Here is an 18,237-nt window from a genome sequence, read left to right as displayed (position 1 = left end):
CGACGGCTCGGCCGAGAGGCGGTGCATCCGGTCGGCGGGCACCGGCGGGGCGTTCCCTTCCGGCTTGCGCAGCCTGCGGCACTCCGTCCCGCCCGGTTGCCGGGCGGTCCTCCGTACCGCGGACGGCTGTCGCCGGAAGGGCCTCCCGCCCCGGAGCGCCCGCGCCCCGCAGGACGCGGCCTCTCCGGCGGACCATCCACCGCGTCCGTCAGGAGGACCCGTGACGTCATCCCCGCTCGCCCCGCACCCGCTCACCGGCGGCTCCGGCCCGATCCGCCGGTTGACCGGTCAGGTCGCCACCCGGCTGACCGCCCGCCTGCGGGCCGCCGACCCGCCCGTCCAGGCGCTGGTCACCGAGGGTCTGGAACGGCTGCACCGCGCCGTCGCCGCCCGCCGCGACGGCCGGGCGCTGGAGGACCTGACCGCCGTCGAACTCGGCTGGGACCTGCAGATCATCCGCATCCGCGACGAGGCCTGGGTCGCGCTCCACCTCGACCCGGACACGATGGTCGGCCTGCTGCTGGAGGTGGGCGAGCGGCCGGAGGAGCCGCTGCGCGCACCGCTGCTGTCGCTGCTCGGATACGCCGCCTGGCATGGCGGCGAGCACGAGGCCGCGCACGCCGCACTCGTCGGCGCCCTGCGGATCGACCCGGCCTACTCCATGGCCCACCTGCTCCACCTGGCCCTGCACAGCGGGGTTCCCGCCGCGGCCTTCACCGACGTGCCGACGCCGGCCGAGATCGACCGGGAGATGGGCCCGGCACGCGGCACCTGGCTGGATCCGCTCCGGCCGCTGCTCGCCCGCTACGCCCAGCCGCTCAACTGACCGCCGCCCCGGGACACCGCGTCCCGGGGGTCCTTGCGCCCTACGGCCGGTCGGCCTGCCCGCCGACCGGCCGTTCCCGTTCCACCCGCGACGAGGACCAATTCCGCTCGCGACGAGGAGAACCCGACCATGTCCGCTGACCGGCACATCGCCATCGTCCTGGACCGCTCCGGCTCCATGGCCGCCGCCAGAGCCGCCACGGAGAACGGCCTGCGTGCCTTCCTGACCGAGCAGCGCACCGCCGACGGCACCGCCACGGTCTCGCTGTACACGTTCGACGACCGGTTCGAGGCCGTCTACGAGGACCTGCCGCTGCCCGCCGTACCCGGCTTCCACCTGCACCCGCGCGGGGCCACCGCGCTGCTGGACGCCATCGGCCACACCATCGCCCGCACCCGGCACCGCCTGTCCACCCTGGCCGAGGCCGACCGGCCCGGGCAGGTCGCCGTGGTCATCCTCACCGACGGCGTCGACAACGCCTCCACCATCTACGACACCGCCCAGATCAGGGCCCTCATCACCGGCTTACAGGCCGCGCCGAGACCCTGGACGTTCGTGTTCCTCGGCGCCGCCCTCGACACCTTCGAGGTCGCCCGCGGGCTGGGCATCGACGCGGCCACCACCCTGCACTACGACACCGACCGCACCGAGACCGGGGTTGAGGAACAGCGGTACAGCCATTAGCGGTGAGAATGATCTTCATCGGCTTCGTCGTGTTCGCGGAGCATCCGCAGGACGGTCGCGGGTGAGGGATGTCGGCCCTTCTTCTTGCCCTTGGTGATGACGAGTTTGGCCGCGATCTCGCGCAGGCTGAGGTTCTTCTCGCGCAGGTGGAGGGCCAGGGAGAGCATGGCGTCGTCGGTGACGGTGGCGCCGCCGATGGTCTGGCCGCGGGTACGGGCTGACTCGTGGCCTTCCAGGGTGCGGTCGCGGATGTACTCGCGTTCCATGCCGGAAAGCGCGGCGAGCACGGTGAACACGATCCCGGACGGGTCGTGGTTGCCCTGAAGTTCGCCGGTGAGGAATTCCAGGGCGACGCCATAGGACTTGAGCTGCTCGGCGAGCTCAGCCAGGGCCAGGCCGAGTCCGAGGCGCTTGTGCTCGTGGACCACTAGCGTGACACCGAGGCTGGCGGCCCGCAGCTCCCGCGCGAACTCCACCGCACGGTCGAGCTCGGGACGACTGACGGCGCGAGTTGAGATCTTCTCGGAGAAGATCTTCGTCACGCCCGCGGCGGTGAGAGAGTCGAGCTGGGTGTCGAGCGGCTGCCGGGCTGTGGACGCGCGAGCGTACCCGATCCGGACGTGCCCGCTCAGCTCGGCCCCGGAGCTTGCGGGGCGGGGCAGTTCGACCCACGGAGTGCCCGGCTTGCGGATCGGCGGGGTGACAACCGTCAGGGCCTTGGCGAGCGAGGGGACGAGGCGGAACCGGGCGGTGTGGTAGTTGGTCGCCACCCTGCCCTTGCTGGTCCGGCAAGGTGACCCGGCGGGCGCGGCACAGCTGGACATGGGGCAGCCGTGGGTTTCCACGCTGAGGTACCCGTCATTCACCCGGCGAGTGTTTCATGGGGTCGTTTCATGTGGCTACAGTTTTGAAACGACCTATGAAACGGCGAATGCCCTGCTCGCGATCTCCGGTGAGAACTGTTTCATGTGTGCTCGTCTATGAAACGCCCGCCGGGATCGACCGGAAGTGATCTCGCGGGCCCAGCCTTCAGCCGACCGGTTCTGTGGGACGAGATCTTCCGGGGCCCGCGATCCAGTTTTAGTAGTACTGATGCATCAGGTTGGTTGCCCAGGGGGCTTGCCATACCTCGTCCTGCGGCGCGAACTCGCGGAGGTACGGTTTGATGTCCAGCACCGGCGTGCCATCCAGGGCGTCAAGATCGGCCACGTGAAGCGCGCGCCCAGGGCCCGACAGTCCTATGACGTCGGCGCGGCCCCGCCAACCCCGGAGACTCTAATGTGCTGATGTCCTACCCGGCGGGCAGGATGGGCGCGGGAGGTACAGATGAGCGACATCGCGGACGTTCCACCCGCCGTTGTGGGCCGGCTCCGGGTGATCTGCGGGGAGCTGCCCGAGGCGTACGAGGAGCCGGCGTGGATCGGCCTGCGGTGGCGGATTCGCCGGCGGACGTTCCTGCACGTCTATACCACCGACGTGAGGGGGTCGGCGTACATCGATATGGACGATCCGGCCATCCTGATGACCTTCCGGGCGCCGCCCGGGGAGTTGGCCGCGCTGGCGCATGCCGCCCCTCCGTTCTTCCGGGCCGACTGGGGTGTGAATGTCGTGGGAATGGTGCTGGACGACGAGACGGACTGGGTCGAGGTTGCCGAGCTGGTGACGGACAGCTATCGCGTGCAGGCGCCCCGCCGCCTCGCGTTCCGGCTGAAGGCAGGTGGATGAACCGCCGGCTACTTCCCCACGTTGCCGCTTATCCAGGTTCGGTGCTGAGAAACATTCCTATTCACGGTGGGATAGGTCGGGTTGCCGCACTGGCCAGAGATATTTCAGGAGTCGATTCCGATGACGACATCACCCAGTGCCGCATGTTCGGGCCGTCTGGCCGGATTTGCGGGTGCAGTTCATTCCGGGCGTGATCGGCTTCACGAACTGGTAGATGCCTTCGCACGTCCACCGCGGCGTGACATCGAGGAAGACCTCGCGTCGTTCGTTGGGGAAGCCCGCATTGCTGGTCTTTCCGTAGCCGGTCGTGAATACCTCGCCGGTCGGCACCGCGCCCTGGCTGGGCAGTGCGGGTGCGATGAGGGGCTCCGACAGCAGGATGGGCTGGTCAAGCACAGGATCGCGAGATCGCCGCCCATTGCCGGGACGCGCCTTCACTCGGTTCGGGCACCGGCCTCGAGCACGGTGAGGTCGCGGACCGCATACCGGTGATGCTCGGCCTCTTCCTTGCACACCACCGTGAGGCAGCGGCGCACGACGTACTCCTTGTCCGGGTAGGGGTCGGCCGGCTTGCGACCACATACCCGGTCGAGCTCGGCCTCGGTGAGCTCGTCGACGACCCGGCGCATCGTGGCCATGCGGGCGAGCCGCGGCGCGAGTACCTCGTCGAGCGTCGGGGTGGCATCGAGGGTGAGCCCGAGCTTCGCCGATGCTTCGGCCGGCATCCCGCCGGCGGGAAGGCCCAACGGGTGGTACGGCGCGTCCTCCTCGAGCACGGCGTTGCCGATCCAGGCATCGCTGGCCATCAGCAGATGCCGCTGCGTCTCGACGAACGACCACTCGCCGTCGACCTGCTCGTGCAGCTTCGCCTCGGGTAGGCGCCTGGCGCGGTCGAGCGTCTCCTCCCATTGCTTCTCGATGGCATCCCAAGCGGCCCGGTATTCGGCGGCGGACGTGGCCTCACGGGCCAGCACCCGGTTGGGATGCAGCCGGTCGAGCTCGGCCTCGACGTAGGCGGTCACGTCGACGTCGTTGACAACGACACGCTCGAAGCCGCCGCCGAGGGAGACGTTGCCCCCATAGCAGTCCACGATCTTCAAGCCGGTGACGTCGCAATCGCGAATCTCGAGGCCGGAGAGGTCGCACAGGTGGATGCGGGCACCACGGAACTGGTCACTTTGGGTGTACTCAGCAGGCATTGGGACAGTTTCCCGTATCCGTCCCGCCCATGCCAGTGAATGGCACAACGTGAGGGTTGCGTGTTGCGTCCGGGTGGGGGAGTGCGGGATCGAGCATCTTGGCGAGCACTCGACGATCGATCTTGCCCGCACGGTTGAGGGGGTCGGAGTGATTTGGAACGAAATCCCGATCCTGGACAAGGTCGGACGGGGTCGCCATGATCACGAATTTGGCGGCTGGGCGCATGCCTCTTACTTACGACCCCTCATGGGCGGGTTAAGGCCTGCAATCAGCCCTCGTCTTCTTCGTGCTGGGAGGGGTCTCGCTTCGGGCGAAGGCCTTCGCCGGGCTGGGAGGCGATGAAGTTGTAGCGGCCCAGCGTGTTGATGTGCTTATAGCCGAGGGGTGAGAGCCGGGCCACGTCCTCGTCGAGCACTTCTCGGTCCTTGGGCGGATGGGCACGCAGCTGTTCCACGGCGGCATCCAGGTAGCGGCTGTTCCACAGGACAATCGCGTTCAGGATCAGGCCGAGGGATCCGAGCTGATCCTCCTGGCCCTCACGGTACGCCTGGTGGATACGGCCGCGCCGACCGTGGCAGATCTCCCGGGCCAGCGTGTGGCGGGCTTCTTGGATAGTGAGCTGCCGGTTGACCCGGCGCCGGTAGGTGTCATCGACCGGGTCGATCACGGCGAGGAGATGGAGAGTCTTGGCGATGCGGCCGTACTCCTCGAAGGCCTGCCCGAGCGGCGTGGGGCGGCCTTCGCGGCCGAACATGCGCAGCAGGTCATAGGCGCGGACCTGGTTGGTGATCAGCGACCCGGCCACGCGCAGCATGTCCGGCCACCAAGTGATGATCTTCTTAAGGTTGATCTTGTTGCAAGCTAGCGCGTCCACTGGGCCGTAGCTGCCACGGGCTTGGTCGGGCAGGTCGGCGTACCAGAACCGCTGGTCGACCAGGTCGGCGAAGCGAGGTGAGAAGCGGTAGCCGAGGATGTCGAACAGGCCGAAGACCATGTCGGAATAGGAGGCGTTGTCGGTGGTGACCATCTCCGGCTTGATGCCGCCGTCCAGGTTCAGCAGGGTGTCGAGAATGTACAGGCTGTCGCGCGGGGTGCCGGGCACCACCATCTGCCCGATCCCGGACACCTGGTCGTTGATCGCGTTGAGCCAGGTGAGTCCGCGCTTGAAGTGGGAGTACTTCGGCGACGGCCCGGTGTTGATGCTGCGTTTGGGCACGACGAAGCGCAGCCCGTCGACCGAGGCGAGCAGCCCGCCGCCCCAGCCGTTCACAATGGGCACCTCGCTCTGGGCCTGGATGAGCAGCGCGTTGGCCGCCGCCAGAGTCTCACCGCGCAGGTGGTACTGGTCCGCATGCGCTGGCCGGTCCCGCGTCAGTGCCCGCACATTCGAGTTGATCACCGGAGACAGGCCGATGTTGCAGGCCTCGCTGGTCAGCAACGCCACCAGCGAGGTAGCCAGATCCTCCATCCGAGTGGAGCCATCGGCGGCGTGGACGAAGGCGTCCAGGAATCCGGTCCAGGAGTGCACCTCGAACAGCAGATCCGGCAGTTCGATGCGGGGCAGCATCGCGGCGGTCGTCGCCCGTAGCCAGCGCAGCATCTCGCTTTCGCCCAGCGCGCCGAGCCGCTCCACGTTCAGCATGGGGCGTCCCCCTCCGGGACCACGATGGAGATTTTGGTCTCTTCGCCCGCTTCCTCTAGTCGGCGTCCTGCTCCCGAAGGCGTCCCCAGCCCCAAAGTAGCGATGAGCTGGATCACGGTTGCGGTTCGTAGTCATCACGAATCGCGCGTACCGGGGTGTAGGGGGTGTTCCCCGTTTGATCGTGTGCCCTGTTCTCGGGGGTCGGTCAGGCGAAGGGAGCGGCGGGGATGCGTCGGGAGTGGGAGCCTGAGGAGCTGATCGCGGCGTGGACGCTGCTGGACAGCGACTGGGATCTGGTGGGAAACAAGACGGGGGCGACCCGTCTGGGCTTCGGCCTGCTGCTGAAGTTCTTCGAGCAGGAGGGCCGCTTCCCGCGACATACGGGTGAGGTGCCGCGGGCGGCGGTGGACTACATGGCCGGGCAGGTGAAGGTCGACGCTGCGCTGTTCTCGGAGTATCGGTGGTCGGGGTCAACGATCGAGTACCACCGGGCGCAGGTGCGGGAAGCGCTGGGTTTCGGGAGTCGGCCCGAGCGGATGAGGACGTGCTGGCCAAGTGGCTGGCGGACAAGATCTGTCCGATGGTGTTCACCGACGAGGTGCTGCGGGCGGCCCTGCTGAGGCGCTGCCGGACGTTGAAGATCGAGCCGCCGGGGCGGGTGGACCGGATCGTGGGTGCGGGCCGGACCCGGTTCGAGCGGGAGTTCTGTCTCCATGTACTGAACGGGTTGTCGGCGGATTCCGCGCGGTCGCTGTGGGAGCTGGCCACGGGTGAGGACGGGTTCCTGCTGGAGTTGAAGTCCGATCCCGGACGGCTGGGCCTGGAGACGCTGCTGGAGGAGATCGTCAAGCTGCGGCGGGCGAAGGCGCTGGGCCTGTCGGCGGATCTGTTCGGCGGGTACTCCGACCGGTTGGTGGCCTCCTGGCGGGCCCGGGCGATGGCCTCGCATCCGTCGGACTTCGCGGCGAACCAGCCGCCGGTCCGTCTGACGTTGGTGGCTGCGCTGGCGTGGTCGCGGGCGACGGAGATCACGGACGCGCTGGTCGATCTGTTCATCGGCCTGGTGTCGAAGATCAACACGCGGGCGGAGAGGAAGGTCGAGCGGGCGATCGAGGCCGAGGCCAAGAAGGTGCATCGCAAGACCGAGAAGCTGTTCTCGATCGCCGAGGCGTCGCTGCGGGCTCCGGAGGGCACGGTCCGTCAGGTGGTGTTCCCGGCGGTGTCAGGCGGGGAGGCAACGCTGCAGGCGCTGGTCGCGGAGGCAAAGGCGGACGCCAATGCCTACAAGGCTCGGGTGCGGACGGTCCTGACCAGCTCGTATTCGAACTACTACCGGCGGATGCTGCCCAAGCTGCTGGCCGCGATCGAGTTCAAGTGCAACAACACCGCCTATCGGCCGGTGATGGACGCCCTGGAGCTGCTGCAGCGCTACGCCGACATTGCGAACACCACCCGCCACTACGACGCCTCGGAGAACGTCCCCATCCAAGGGGGGTGGTGCCGGACGGCTGGCTGGAAGCGGTCGTCGACGAGAACGGCATCATCGAGCGGGCCTCCTACGAGCTGTGCGTGATCGTCTCGCTCAAGGACGCGCTGCGCCGCCGCGAGATCTACGTCGTCGGCGCAACCCCGAGGAAGGCCTGCCGACCGACTTCGAGGACAACCGCGACGTCCACTACGAGAACCTGCGCCAGCCGCTGGATGCCAGCGTGTTCATCGCCACGCTGAAGGAGGTGATGCGCGCCTCCATGGCAGCCTGCGGCGAGGTGATCAGCAAGAACAAATCCGGCGGTGCGAAGGTGAAGACGCACCGCGGCGAGCCACGCTGGCACATCCCCGACCTGGGCAAGCTGAAGGTCCCGGAGAACCTGCGGGCGCTGCACACCGAGGTCGCCGCCCGCTGGGGGATCATCGACCTGCTGGACTTCCTGAAGGAGTCGGACTTCGTCACCGACTTCACCGACGCGTTCACCACGGTCGCCACCAGGGAGGCGACCTCGCGCGAGGTGATCCGCAAACGGCTGCTGCTGGTCCTGTACGCACTCGGTACAAATGTCGGGATCAAACGGGTCGCCGACGGCGGCCGTCACGGCGAGACCGAGGCGGCCCTGCGCGCGATCCGGCACCTGTTCGTCAACCGCGACAACCTGCGCAAGGCGATCGTGACGCTGGTCAACGCCACCTTTGCCACCGATCCGCTGCGGGCCCACTGGGGCCTGACCGGCGCTGGAGTCGTCCTCGGCCTGGTGTGGGCGATCTGGCACCTCATCCCCTACCTGCAGGCCGGGCACGGCCCGGCGTGGATCGCGGGGCAGGTGCTGTTCACCGTGGCACTGCGGGTGATCATCGCCGGTGACGGTCGCCGCCTCTGCCATCCGGAGATCGCCTGCCGGTTGCACGGCGGACGGGTCAAGTGTGTTCGGCCGTGTGCGCCGGGCCGATCCGGAAGACGGGATGCGACGTGGCGACGGCGTCGAAGTCCTCCGGCGGGGAGTTGCGGGTGACCGGCAGGTGCGGCCGGGCGCCGGGTGCCAGATCCAGGTAACGGCGCAGGATCGGGGCGCGCGCCCCGGTCTCGACCTCCTGGAGCACCACAGGCGTGCGCCGACGCCGGCGCCGGCGCAGGACCGCGTGGCCGCCGGCGGCTCGGACGTTGCGCACCCAGTTGGCGCCGTCACCGAGCATGGACACGAGGTACTCGTGGCCGCCGTGGTCGGTCACCACCACCGGGACCGCGATCGTCCGGCCGCTGGAGCGGCCGCGCACCTCGAGCGTGGCCGCCCGGCGGGGCACGAGCAGCCCGGTCGAGTACAGCAGAGCGTCCAGGCGGTTCAGCGCCCGTGCCAGCGGGCCGGGGCGGCCGCCGCGGTACATCCACCGCTTGACGGCGTACAACCGGCCGAGGATGCCTGATCTCGGGTGGTCTGGATTCGTTGTCATCGTTTTCCTCCTGTTGTCTTCGCCGGGGGCTTTTCCGCGATGACCTGGCCAGGCGTCTCAGGGCCGGCGTGTCTCCAGCAGCACGCCGGGGTGGGGTTGTGCGGGACCGTCGAGCAGCGGCGAGGGCCGGTTCCTCAGGTGCCGGTCGAAGAACGCCAGGCTGTAGGCGTTGACGATGGCGTGCGCCCGTTCCGCAGGTACCGAGCCGGTGATCCCGAGGCGGGACAGCAGCGGCGACCAGGAGGGGATGTCGGTGAAGTCGGCGTGGAACATCCCGGGTACGCGCACGAAGTAACCGTCCGCGCGCCCCTTGCGGAAGGCCGCCCGCGTGGTGCTCTGGTACTGGCCGATGTCGCCCGCGGACCAGCCCTCCCGTCGCATGGTGGCGGTGTCGCGGGTGAGCCACATGCTCGGCTGGGCCAGGCCCTCGCGTACCACGCCGGGGGTCATGCGGGTGTCCGTCATCAGGCAGGCGCGCAGGCGCGGCTCCAGCCGGCAGGCTTCGCCGGTGACGATGCCGCCCAGCGAGACGCCGAAGACGCCGATGCGGTGCAGGTCCAGCCGTCCGGTCAGGATGCCGTCCGGGTCTGCGCGGTCCAGGGCGGCCAGCCGGTCCAGCGTGAAGGTGACGTCGCGCGTGAGATAGGGGATGAGGCCGTCGTCGAAGACCCGGCCGCCGGGGGTCTCTCCGGCCGGGTCGAAGCTGCGGTCGATCAGCGCTCGGAGCCGGTCCGGGGGCAGGCCGGCCGTACGGCGGCCGTCGGGGAAGCGCACCGACGCGGCGGTGTACGGCTGGTCGAGGGCCACGACGATGTAGCCGTGGGAGACCAGATGTTCGACCTGGAAGGTGTTCATCTGGCGGAAGCCCATGGCGCCCTCCAGGAAGAGCAGCACCGGGTAGCGGGACCGGTCACCGGCCACGGCGGCGGACGCGACGGCGTTCGTGGTCACCTGCCGCAGGTGCCCGAAGGTGAACTCCGGCACCCGGGCCAGCCGCGCCATGGCGGCGAAGACCTCGCCGTCGTGCACGTAGGGGGTGTGGGGAGCGTCGGGGCCGCTGTCCGCGGGGTACCAGATCTGCACCATCAGTTCGCGGCGGGCATGCGGGCCGGCGGCGAACGCCTCCGGGCGGTCGGTGTCGATCCAGTGGCGGGTCGTCGTGCCGATCCGGTGGGGCCCGGTGGGCGGTGCGAAGGAGAACACGGGCAGCAGGGCGGGCAGCGCCGCCGAGGCCATCAGCGCCACCGCGCCCAGCCCGGCGGTGAGGAGGGCGGCGAGCTTGCGGGATCGGGTGCGTGGTCTCGGCCGGTGTGCCGGTGCGGAACCGTGCAGCAGCCCTGCCGCGCTGATCCCCGCGGCCAGCACGTAGGCGGGGACCAGCTGCCAGCGCGGGCCCTCCAGCAGGATCTGTGCCGCCGCAGGCACGAGCACGACGGGAGCCGCTCGCCGGAGCGCACGCACCGCGTGCGGCACCGGGAGCGTCAGAATGAGGAAGGCCAGCGGATTCACGATCACCAGCACCGCTTCCAGAAGTCTCATGTCGTCCTTTTTGTCGGATGCGCCGCGGTGTGGACGCCGGCTGTCGCAGGGAACCGGTGTGAGAGCTCAAGGGCCGTAGGCCCGGCGGCGGAGCAGGCGACCCGGCCCGTACAGGGACGGACCTCCGAGCCTCGGCGTGGGAGGGGCCAGAGCAGGGCCGCCAGTGAGGCGCTGATGACGACCAGGTGTCCTGCGAGGGCGTGGGCGGGCATCGTCGCCTCGATTCCTCGGGATAGGTCAGGTCCGGTCGGCAGGTCGGCGCATCCGCGCGGCGGGGACCGGATGCCGTCGCGGAGGTCTCGCCGGCTTCGGGCCCGCGCGGGTGTCGCCTCGGTGGCCGCCTGCGGTGGGGAGAACGTGTGGCAGGGTTCATCGTCCAATTGATTGGCCCATCATGTCAATATGTCACTATCTGCCATATAGCGGGTTTGGGCCATGAGCGCGGTACGCTGGGGACGTGCCTCTGACCCTTCGCCAGCGCAACAGGCTGGCCGCGATGCACCACATCATCGAAACGGCGATGGACCTGTTCGACGAGCACGGTTACGGGGCGGTCACCGTCGAGCAGATCGCCGCGGCCGCCGGCGTGTCGACCCGGACCTTCTACCGCTACTTCGGCACCAAGGAAGGACTGTTCACCACCGACACCCATGCCGTCGTCGGGCAGGATCTGCTGGAGGAGCACCTCGACCTGGACGATCTTCCGGGCACGCTCCAGCGGATCGTCATGAGCGTTCACGCCGAGTCCGCGCCATCCGGCGGGACGGCGGCGTACACGCCCTGGTGCGGTATGCGCTACGTCCTGGAGGAGCCGGCGGTCCGGGCGGCCGTGTACACCGCACTGGACGATCTCGCCGGACGTCTGGCGGCCGCGCTGCGCTCCAGAGGAGCCGAGAAGGGCTCCGAGGCCGCCGACCCGACGCGGGCGCGCGTCATCGTCCGCGCGTACCTGTTCGGCGTCTACTTCGGCGCCTTGGAGCAGTGGCACCTTGACGGCCGTGCACGGCCTTTGCCGGACTACGTCCGCGAAGGCTCGGCGGCCCTCAGCGGCTCGGCTTCACTACCGGCAGAGACCGGCGCAGCGACGTCCGCCTCGATGGGGCGGCCATCATTCTCCCAGTGAGGTAGCCGCCGGCTTCACCCGGCAGGAGAGACGCTTCCATGTCGTGGTCCCTGCGTTTCGAACGGTCAAGGCTCGGCCGTCGCTCATCTCGCCTCGGCTGACCGGACGACGCCTGCCGGCAGCCGCACGACGTCCGGGAGAAGACCATCCAGCGGATCGATGAGGCCGACGGCCGCCCCGCACCTGGCCCTCCCCGGCGGCTCCGGGACGGGCCGCCGGGGTTCCGGCCCCGTTCATCCGCCCGTCCGGTCGCCGCCTGAAGGCGTCGGCCGGTCCGGACGCCTGTCTCAGCGCAGCTTCTCGAAGAACGCGCGCACGTCGTCGACCAGCGCCTGCGGCTCCTCCATCGCCAGGAAGTGGCCTCCCCCGCCGAGTTCGGTCCAGTGCACGACATCGTGGTCGCGTTCGGCCCAGCGGCGGACGGTGACGTCGTGGGCCGAGACCAGCACGCCGGTCGGCACCGTCCCGCGCGCGGCCGCCGCCCAACCTCCGTCCTGCGCGCCCCAGGTGCCCCCGGCCGCGCCGGAGCCGTCACCGGCCCCGTCCCCCGCGGCGCTCTCCCAGCCGTCCGCCGCTCCGCTCCAGGCGCCGGCGGAGATCTCCTCGTAGTAGATCTGCGCCGCCGACCCGGCCGTGCCGGTCAGCCAGTACAGCGAGACGCCGGTCAGGATGCGGTCGCGCTCGACGCCGTCTTCCGGCAGCCCCTCCTGCGGGTGCGTGAGCTCCTTGAACTTCTCCACGATCCAGGCCAGCTGCCCGACCGGCGAGTCGTGCAGGCCGTACGCCACCGTCTGCGGCCGCTTGGAGTTGCACCGCAGGTAGCCGTCGTTGAAGTCCTGCATGGCCTGCCAGCGCCGCTGCTCGGCCTGCGACAGCCCGTCCATCTCGCCCTCCTGCCCGGCCGGGAAGGCCAGCAGGGCGTTGACGTGGACTCCGGCCACCCGCCCGGGGGCCTGCCTGCCCATCTCGGGCGCGACCCACGAGCCGGTGTCGTAGCCCTGCACGCCGTAGCGCCCGTACCCGAGCCGGGACATCAGCTCCACCAGCAGTCCCGCCATCCGCGCGGCGTTCATGCCCGGCCCGGCCAGCGGCGTGGAGAAGCCGAACCCCGGCAGCGACGGGACCACCAGGTGGAAGGCGGCGGCCGGATCGCCGCCGTGCGCGCGCGGGTCCGACAGCGGCCCGATGACGTCGAGGAAGTCCGTGACCCCGCCCGGCCAGCCGTGCAGCAGCACCAGCGGCAGGGCGTCCGGCTCGGGCGAGCGCACATGCAGGAAGTGGACGTTCTGCCCGTCGATCGTGGTCAGGTACTGCGGGTGCCCGTTGAGCGCCGCCTCGTGCGCCCGCCAGTCGTAGCCGGTGCGCCAGTACTCGGCCAGCTCCCTCAGGTAGCCCACCGGCACCCCCCGGCTCCAGCCGACGCCCGGCAGCTCGTCCGGCCAGCGCGTGTTCGCCAGCCTGGCGCGCAGGTCGTCCAGTTGCGCCTGCGGGATGTCGATGCGGAAAGGGCGGATGTCGTGCCGCGGATTCGTCATGCCCGCGACCCTAGGAGGCGCTTAGGTCAGAACCCGTCCTAAGGATGCGGTCACCACATCCGACGTACGGCCAGGCTGGAAGAGAACGAGATGCCGTTGTAGTACCGGATCACCCTGAAGACACGGCCTGGTAGGCCCAGCCTCCCGAAGCCGTCCCACGGTGCCAAGCCGTCAAGCAGCACCGGTGCCCGACTCCTATGCGATGCGGCGTCCGCCGCGTCGTTCCGGCCAGGGCCAGTCCAGGGTGAGCGACTCGCCGACGGCCAGCGCGTGCCAGCGGCTCACGATCCACCGTCACGCGATAGCGGCGTTCCGCGGTGCGGGTGAAAGTGGCCTGCATGCCCCGACGGTAACCGTAGCCCTTACGGCGAGTGCTCACCGGACGGCTGGTTGCACGACCGTTCTTCCCCGAGGGCCGGTTGCACCTCCATCGGCCACGGCGAGGGGCGAAGTGGCGGTCAAAGCCGTCCTTTCGGATCACTCTCGCAAGCATGCGATAGGTTGACCTCCATGGCCGAGATCGGACCCGTCGCCTGGCCGCCCGCCCCGATCAGGACCGGGCGCCTCGTGCTCCGTGCGTCCGAGTCCCGGGATCGCGCGGTGTTCGTCGAGCTGCTGGCGTCACCGGAGGTGCACACCTACCTCGGCGGCCCCCGGCCTCGTGACGAGCTTGAGCGCGAGATGCCCGAGGTGCCCGAGCGGTGGCCCGGGAGTTTCGTCGTTGATCTCGATGGGGCGATGATCGGCCAGATCCTGCTCAGGAGAGCGACGGAGCACCGCCGCCCGGCTGCCGCGGGGAAGGCCGATCTCGGTTACCTGTTCCTGCCGCGGGCGTGGGGATTCGGGTACGCCGCCGAGGCGTGCGCGGCGGCACTCGGCTGGTTCGACGGCGTCCTTCCCGGGGAGCCGGTGGTGCTCACCACCCAGACCGCCAACGTCGGCTCGATGCGCCTGGCGGCGAAGCTGGGATTCACCGAGGTGGAGCGGTTCCAGGCATGGGGCGCCGAGCAGTGGCTCGGCCTGCGGTCCCCGGTCGAGCCGTCCACGTGAGCTCGGCCGTTCCTTCCGGATCGCGGCCGACTGCCCCAGTGGCCTTACCAGGGCTGCATCAACGAGATCGGCCCGGCCCTCCGCGCTGCCGTCCCCGCGAGCCCTGGGGCCTTTGTCCGCAGGCTCTGACGCCGTTGGCCGTTCGGTTCGCCGCTCAACCCCCGGTGCCCCTCTGATCGCCGCAGGCGGATGAGCTGAAGCCTTCGCAGAGGCGCTCGAGCCCCAGACCGCTGATGAGCAGGCGTTCCCTGGCGTTGCCGGGCAGGTCGGTGCTCCAGGTGACGAACCCGCCGTCGCCGAGGCTGAGATCGTCTCCGGCCGGGGTGGTGGCGCGGATCCCGAAGCAGGCGTCCCGGTAGTAGCCGCGGCCGCCGGTGCGGTCGTCGTCGAAGGCGAACGCGGTGCCGGGATACGCCTGCGTGAACGGGTCCAGGACGCCCTCACGCAGGGTGCGGCGGTGCCGTCCGGCGGTCAGGTCGGTGACGGACACGCGCACCGACCTGACCTAGTGGCCGAGGTCGCGGGCGTTGTGCAGGACGTCGGGGTGGACGCCGATCTGCTCGGCCAGGGCCGTGCTCTCTCGGCGGTGCGGACGGTCGTGACCACCTTGTTCTGGTCCGCGGCCGCCACTGCCGAGACGGTGCCCAGCGGGCACAGCAGGCACAGCAGGCACAGCGGTGACAGGGCCACGGCGGTGCAGGCACGCTCGGACAGCCGCCGGTGCACCAGGGCCTCCAGGCGTGCCAGCTCGCCGGCGGCCAGCGCCGACGGCCGGTCTCCACCGTGTTCGAGCGGATCACTCATCACCTCATCGTGGCCGGCTCCCGGGCATCACCGCACCGGGTTTACCTGCCGCCTTCCCGGTCGGCCCGCAACGGCTCGTGCTTCCTGCGGCTCGCCGGCACCGAGGTTCTCGCCCGCCACCGCCCCTTCCGCCTTCGCCGTGTCCGCCGCCCGGCCAGGTCCAGATCCTCGATGTCCAGGCCCAGGACCTCCCCGGCACGGCCGGGGTCTCATGGCCGCGCTCCCGGCACCACGCCGAACACGGCACCACGCCGAACACGGCGCGCGTTCCAGGTGCCGACCACCGCGACGCCCCACAGCACCTCAGGGCCCCGCCGATCTCGTCGTCGGCCCCCGGCGGCCATGGCGTGGCGGCGCGGTCCCGCCGCCACGAGATCGGCCGGGTCGCGTCCGTCTCCAACCGTCAGCACCCGCGTGCCGAGGTTCCTATACGAAAGGTGGTAACAACGGCGTCAACAGTTGCGGTTACCGCCGGGAAACCCGCTTCCGGCCACGCTGGCGGACATGATCAGAACCTTCTGCGCCGCCGTCCTGGTGACGGCCTGCACCGTGTCCGCCTCCGCCCCGACCTCCCGGCCGGTCTCCACCGAGGGCGCCGGCTGCACCGCCGTCACGGCGCCACCGCCGCAGTCACCGCCACCGACCTCGGTGAACACGCTCCGGCAGGCGTACTTCTGCGTGCTGGACAATTACTACAGCGGCCCGGTCCTGGACTCCAGAACGCTGCTGAAGAACGCCATGGCCGCCTACACCCAGAGCCTGATCCGGCGCGGCGCCGACCGGGCCGACCTCCGGTTGCCCGCCCTGACCGGTGACCGCGACACCGACTGGGCCGCTTTCGCGAAGGTCCTCGGCACCGGCGACCCCGCCGCGCTGCGTGCCGCGATCACCGGCATGGTCACCGGGCTCCAGGACAACCACGCCCGCTGGATCAACCCCACCCCGCCGCCACAGGGCGGACCGATCGGAACGGGCATTGTCGGCGTGTCGGCCGAGCAGGGCCCGCAACTCGACCCGGCGGCCCGGCCGCCGCTGTTCATCACCAAGGTCCTGCCCCACAGCCCCGCCGCCAGGGCCGACGTCAGGCCGGGCGACATCATCCTCAAGGTCAACGGCATGCCGGCATTCACCGGCGACACCGTGAACCAGGCCATCATCGACGCCTTCGCCTCCGACCCGGTACGGCTCACGCTCAAGCGCCCCACGACGGGACGGACCCGCACCGTCGAGATCGGGCAGGGCCCCCTCACCCGGCAGCCTCCGGAGGTGACCTCCAAGAAGCTTCCCGGCGGCGCTCTCTACGTCCGGCTGCCCGGATTCCACGAAGGCGCCGCCGACCGGGTCATCGCCGAGCTGCGGGACAGACCGAAGGCGGTGGTCCTGGACCTGCGCGGCAACGGCGGCGGATCGCCCCGCGAGGTGACCCGGCTGCTCGGCGCGTTCGCGCACGGCAAGGTCACCAGCTACTTCTGTCCGCTCAAGGGCGACTGCGTGCCCAACCGGACCGACGACAGCGTCCCGCTGCTCGGCTCGCGCCTGGTCGTCCTCACCGACCGCGGCTGCGCCTCGGCCTGCGACGACTTCAGCGCGGCGGTCAAGGGAAACGGCCTGGGCGCCCTCGTCGGAACCCGCACCGCCGGAGCCGTCTCCGGTCCCGGCAATGGATACCTCCTCGACGACGGCAGCGTCCTGGTCCTGCCCAAGGTCCGCCACCTCGGCCCCGCCCGCGAAATCATCGACACGATCGGCGTACCGGTCGACCACCACGCCCCCATGACCGCCCTCGACCTGGCCACCGGGCACGACCCGGGCGTGGCCAAGGCGCTTGCGCTGCTTTGACGCACTCGCCGTAGCAGACGGACCGCGCCGGCCGCCCCCACCCTGGACGTCCTCCGGCTCTTCGAGGACCCGTACGAGTCCGGACGGACATTCGCCATCGTCACCCACGACACGCCGATCGCGGCCGGCAAGCCGTACCGGAGCACCCGAGCGGCGATCAAGCGAGAGCTTCCGGCCAGGGATGGGGAACGAGAGTGTGCCGGCAGAGCAGGACAAGTGCGGCGAGCGCTGCCCGCGAAGCCGATCGATCGGGTGGGATACCCGCTGATCATGAAGATCCGGCCCGATCGCGCGTCTCCCCCGATCTGCCAGGACTCCAGCCCGGAAGCTCCTCGGTGGAGCGGATCCATCGGGACGTGACGGCCCCCGCCCGAGGTGGAGCGTTCCTCGACGTGTCCTGTCCGTCGGCCACAAGGCGCCGCGTGCCCTTGACCTGCGGTGTCCAACGTCGGATGGGGCGGCTCAACGCGGCAGCGCCTGACCGGTCATCGTGCCTCGGGATCGTGTGCGAGCACCGACCGCCCGCCGTCGACGGGAACGGTCGCACCGGTGATGAAGCCGGCGTCGCCGGAGAGCAGGTAGACGATGGCCGCCGCGACCTCCTGCGGCCGCGCCACCCGCCCGATCGGGTGCAGCCGCGCCATCTCCTGCTCGATGCCGGCGGCGGTCGCGGGCTGCTGGGAGGCGAGGAAGTCCGCATAGCGTTCGGTGCCGACGGAGCCCGGGGCCACGGCGTTGACGCGGATGCCGTACGGCCCGTATTCCACCGCCAGCGCGCGGGTCATCCCCTCGATGGCGGCCTTGGCCGTCACGTACGGCAGGCAGCCCCGCACCGCCTGCCGCGCCTGGTGGGAGGAGACGTTGACGATCGCCCCGGGCGTTTCCGCGGACAGGAAGCGACGGACCGCGACCGCGCAGCCGACGAGCGCGGTATCGAGGTTGGCCGCGATGAGTTCTCGCAGTTGCCGGACGGGAGCGGAGTGGATGGAGGCGTCCCGGAACACGGCGGCGTTGTTGACCCAGCCGGCGAGCACGCCCGCGACCTGGGCGGCGTCGGCCGCCCGCTCGGCGACCGCCTCGTCGGCGGCGTCGCCGGTCACGGCGACCACGCGCCGGCCCGCGGGATGGCCGTCGACCCAGGTCAGTGCCGCCGGATCGTGTTCGACGGCGACCACGGCGCCGCCGTCGCCGAGGAGGCGTTCGACCACGGCTCTGCCGATGCCGCGGCCGCCACCCGTCACCACATACGAACGGCTCATGCTCTCCCTCGATCCACGTGTCCCAGTTCTGCGGTGCTCGTTCTTTCCCCGGAAGCGCAGGGGCATGACGG

Annotated in this window: 19 protein-coding genes and 1 pseudogene; 9 read left to right on the top strand and 11 right to left on the bottom strand. The window is 70.2% G+C overall.

All coding sequences use genetic code 11. The features are described 5' to 3' along the window. Window positions 1–64: 64 nt before the first annotated feature. Entirely contained in the window at window positions 65–826 is a 762-nt protein-coding gene (locus ACFOWE_RS24555) for a DUF4192 family protein (protein WP_377291711.1), read from the top strand. Between the two features lie 129 nt (window positions 827–955). Further along, a complete protein-coding gene (locus ACFOWE_RS24550; protein WP_377291709.1) occupies window positions 956–1,510 on the top strand; it encodes a vWA domain-containing protein in 555 nt (184 codons plus the stop codon). On the opposite strand, the gene ACFOWE_RS24545 is transcribed toward ACFOWE_RS24550, so the two are convergent. Beyond that, on the bottom strand, window positions 1,507–2,355 hold the full coding sequence (locus ACFOWE_RS24545; RefSeq protein WP_449301225.1) for a recombinase family protein: 849 nt from the start codon (window positions 2,353–2,355) through the stop codon (window positions 1,507–1,509). The two genes, ACFOWE_RS24550 and ACFOWE_RS24545, sit on opposite strands and share 4 nt — an antisense overlap. Before the next feature lie 235 nt (window positions 2,356–2,590). Beyond that, window positions 2,591–2,746: a TrmO family methyltransferase domain-containing protein gene (locus ACFOWE_RS24540; protein ID WP_377291747.1), complete on the bottom strand. Its 156-nt coding sequence runs from the start codon at window positions 2,744–2,746 to the stop codon at window positions 2,591–2,593. 90 nt (window positions 2,747–2,836) lie between these two features. On the opposite strand from ACFOWE_RS24540, the gene ACFOWE_RS24535 reads away from it, so the two are divergent. Continuing rightward, window positions 2,837–3,235, top strand: a complete 399-nt coding sequence (locus ACFOWE_RS24535; protein ID WP_377291705.1) for an MmcQ/YjbR family DNA-binding protein — start codon at window positions 2,837–2,839, stop codon at window positions 3,233–3,235. Between the two features lie 129 nt (window positions 3,236–3,364). Here the strand turns inward: ACFOWE_RS24535 and ACFOWE_RS24530 are convergent, their stop codons facing one another. The 3 genes and pseudogenes from ACFOWE_RS24530 to ACFOWE_RS24520 form a co-directional block, all read right to left on the bottom strand. After that, window positions 3,365–3,631 carry a trypsin-like serine protease gene (locus ACFOWE_RS24530; RefSeq protein ID WP_377291703.1) on the bottom strand — a complete coding sequence of 89 codons (267 nt, stop codon included), beginning with the start codon at window positions 3,629–3,631 and terminating at the stop codon, window positions 3,365–3,367. A gap of 38 nt (window positions 3,632–3,669) precedes the next feature. Beyond that, a complete protein-coding gene (locus tag ACFOWE_RS24525) occupies window positions 3,670–4,434 on the bottom strand; it encodes a DinB family protein (RefSeq protein WP_377291701.1) in 765 nt (254 codons plus the stop codon). Between the two features lie 269 nt (window positions 4,435–4,703). After that, window positions 4,704–6,107, bottom strand: a pseudogene (locus ACFOWE_RS24520) (transposase); the annotation flags it as partial. Window positions 6,108–6,304: 197 nt separating this feature from the next. Here ACFOWE_RS24520 and ACFOWE_RS24515 point away from each other — a divergent pair. From ACFOWE_RS24515 to ACFOWE_RS24505, 3 genes are read left to right on the top strand one after another with little or no spacing between them, the layout of a single operon-like run. Then, the gene (locus ACFOWE_RS24515) at window positions 6,305–6,697 is read left to right on the top strand and encodes a DUF4158 domain-containing protein (protein WP_377291699.1); all 393 of its coding nucleotides are present in this window, start codon (window positions 6,305–6,307) and stop codon (window positions 6,695–6,697) included. Then, entirely contained in the window at window positions 6,622–7,650 is a 1,029-nt protein-coding gene (locus ACFOWE_RS24510; protein WP_377291697.1) for a hypothetical protein, read from the top strand. Before ACFOWE_RS24515 ends, ACFOWE_RS24510 begins: the two co-directional genes overlap by 76 nt. Beyond that, a complete protein-coding gene (locus ACFOWE_RS24505; RefSeq protein WP_377291695.1) occupies window positions 7,643–8,581 on the top strand; it encodes a Tn3 family transposase in 939 nt (312 codons plus the stop codon). Before ACFOWE_RS24510 ends, ACFOWE_RS24505 begins: the two co-directional genes overlap by 8 nt. Here the strand turns inward: ACFOWE_RS24505 and ACFOWE_RS24500 are convergent. Beyond that, complete coding sequence (locus ACFOWE_RS24500; RefSeq protein ID WP_377291693.1) at window positions 8,487–9,017, bottom strand: nitroreductase family deazaflavin-dependent oxidoreductase; 531 nt, start codon at window positions 9,015–9,017, stop codon at window positions 8,487–8,489. The two genes, ACFOWE_RS24505 and ACFOWE_RS24500, sit on opposite strands and share 95 nt — an antisense overlap. A 57-nt stretch (window positions 9,018–9,074) precedes the next feature. Next, entirely contained in the window at window positions 9,075–10,556 is a 1,482-nt protein-coding gene (locus ACFOWE_RS24495) for an alpha/beta hydrolase family protein (RefSeq protein WP_377291691.1), read from the bottom strand. A gap of 457 nt (window positions 10,557–11,013) precedes the next feature. On the opposite strand from ACFOWE_RS24495, the gene ACFOWE_RS24490 reads away from it, so the two are divergent. Continuing rightward, the gene (locus ACFOWE_RS24490) at window positions 11,014–11,679 is read left to right on the top strand and encodes a TetR/AcrR family transcriptional regulator (protein ID WP_377291689.1); all 666 of its coding nucleotides are present in this window, start codon (window positions 11,014–11,016) and stop codon (window positions 11,677–11,679) included. Window positions 11,680–11,966: 287 nt separating this feature from the next. On the opposite strand, the gene ACFOWE_RS24485 is transcribed toward ACFOWE_RS24490, so the two are convergent. Beyond that, on the bottom strand, window positions 11,967–13,214 hold the full coding sequence (locus ACFOWE_RS24485) for an epoxide hydrolase family protein (RefSeq protein ID WP_377291687.1): 1,248 nt from the start codon (window positions 13,212–13,214) through the stop codon (window positions 11,967–11,969). A gap of 510 nt (window positions 13,215–13,724) precedes the next feature. Here ACFOWE_RS24485 and ACFOWE_RS24480 point away from each other — a divergent pair. Then, entirely contained in the window at window positions 13,725–14,264 is a 540-nt protein-coding gene (locus ACFOWE_RS24480) for a GNAT family N-acetyltransferase (protein WP_377291685.1), read from the top strand. 154 nt (window positions 14,265–14,418) lie between these two features. Here the strand turns inward: ACFOWE_RS24480 and ACFOWE_RS24475 are convergent, their stop codons facing one another. Next, window positions 14,419–14,754: a hypothetical protein gene (locus ACFOWE_RS24475; RefSeq protein ID WP_377291683.1), complete on the bottom strand. Its 336-nt coding sequence runs from the start codon at window positions 14,752–14,754 to the stop codon at window positions 14,419–14,421. Next, window positions 14,736–15,068 (bottom strand): hypothetical protein, encoded by a 333-nt coding sequence (locus ACFOWE_RS24470; protein WP_377291681.1) that lies wholly within the window; start codon window positions 15,066–15,068, stop codon window positions 14,736–14,738. Before ACFOWE_RS24470 ends, ACFOWE_RS24475 begins: the two co-directional genes overlap by 19 nt. 504 nt (window positions 15,069–15,572) lie before the next feature. Here ACFOWE_RS24470 and ACFOWE_RS24465 point away from each other — a divergent pair. Beyond that, the gene (locus ACFOWE_RS24465) at window positions 15,573–16,907 is read left to right on the top strand and encodes a S41 family peptidase (RefSeq protein WP_377291679.1); all 1,335 of its coding nucleotides are present in this window, start codon (window positions 15,573–15,575) and stop codon (window positions 16,905–16,907) included. Between the two features lie 485 nt (window positions 16,908–17,392). Here ACFOWE_RS24465 and ACFOWE_RS24460 read toward each other — a convergent pair whose 3' ends face one another. Beyond that, window positions 17,393–18,166, bottom strand: a complete 774-nt coding sequence (locus ACFOWE_RS24460; protein ID WP_377291677.1) for an SDR family NAD(P)-dependent oxidoreductase — start codon at window positions 18,164–18,166, stop codon at window positions 17,393–17,395. Between the last annotated feature and the right edge of the window lie 71 nt (window positions 18,167–18,237).

Source organism: Planomonospora corallina (assembly GCF_042650625.1).
In the GTDB taxonomy this organism is placed as follows: Bacteria; Actinomycetota; Actinomycetes; order Streptosporangiales; family Streptosporangiaceae; genus Planomonospora_B; species Planomonospora_B corallina.
This window is presented reverse-complemented; position numbering and strand designations above follow the sequence as displayed.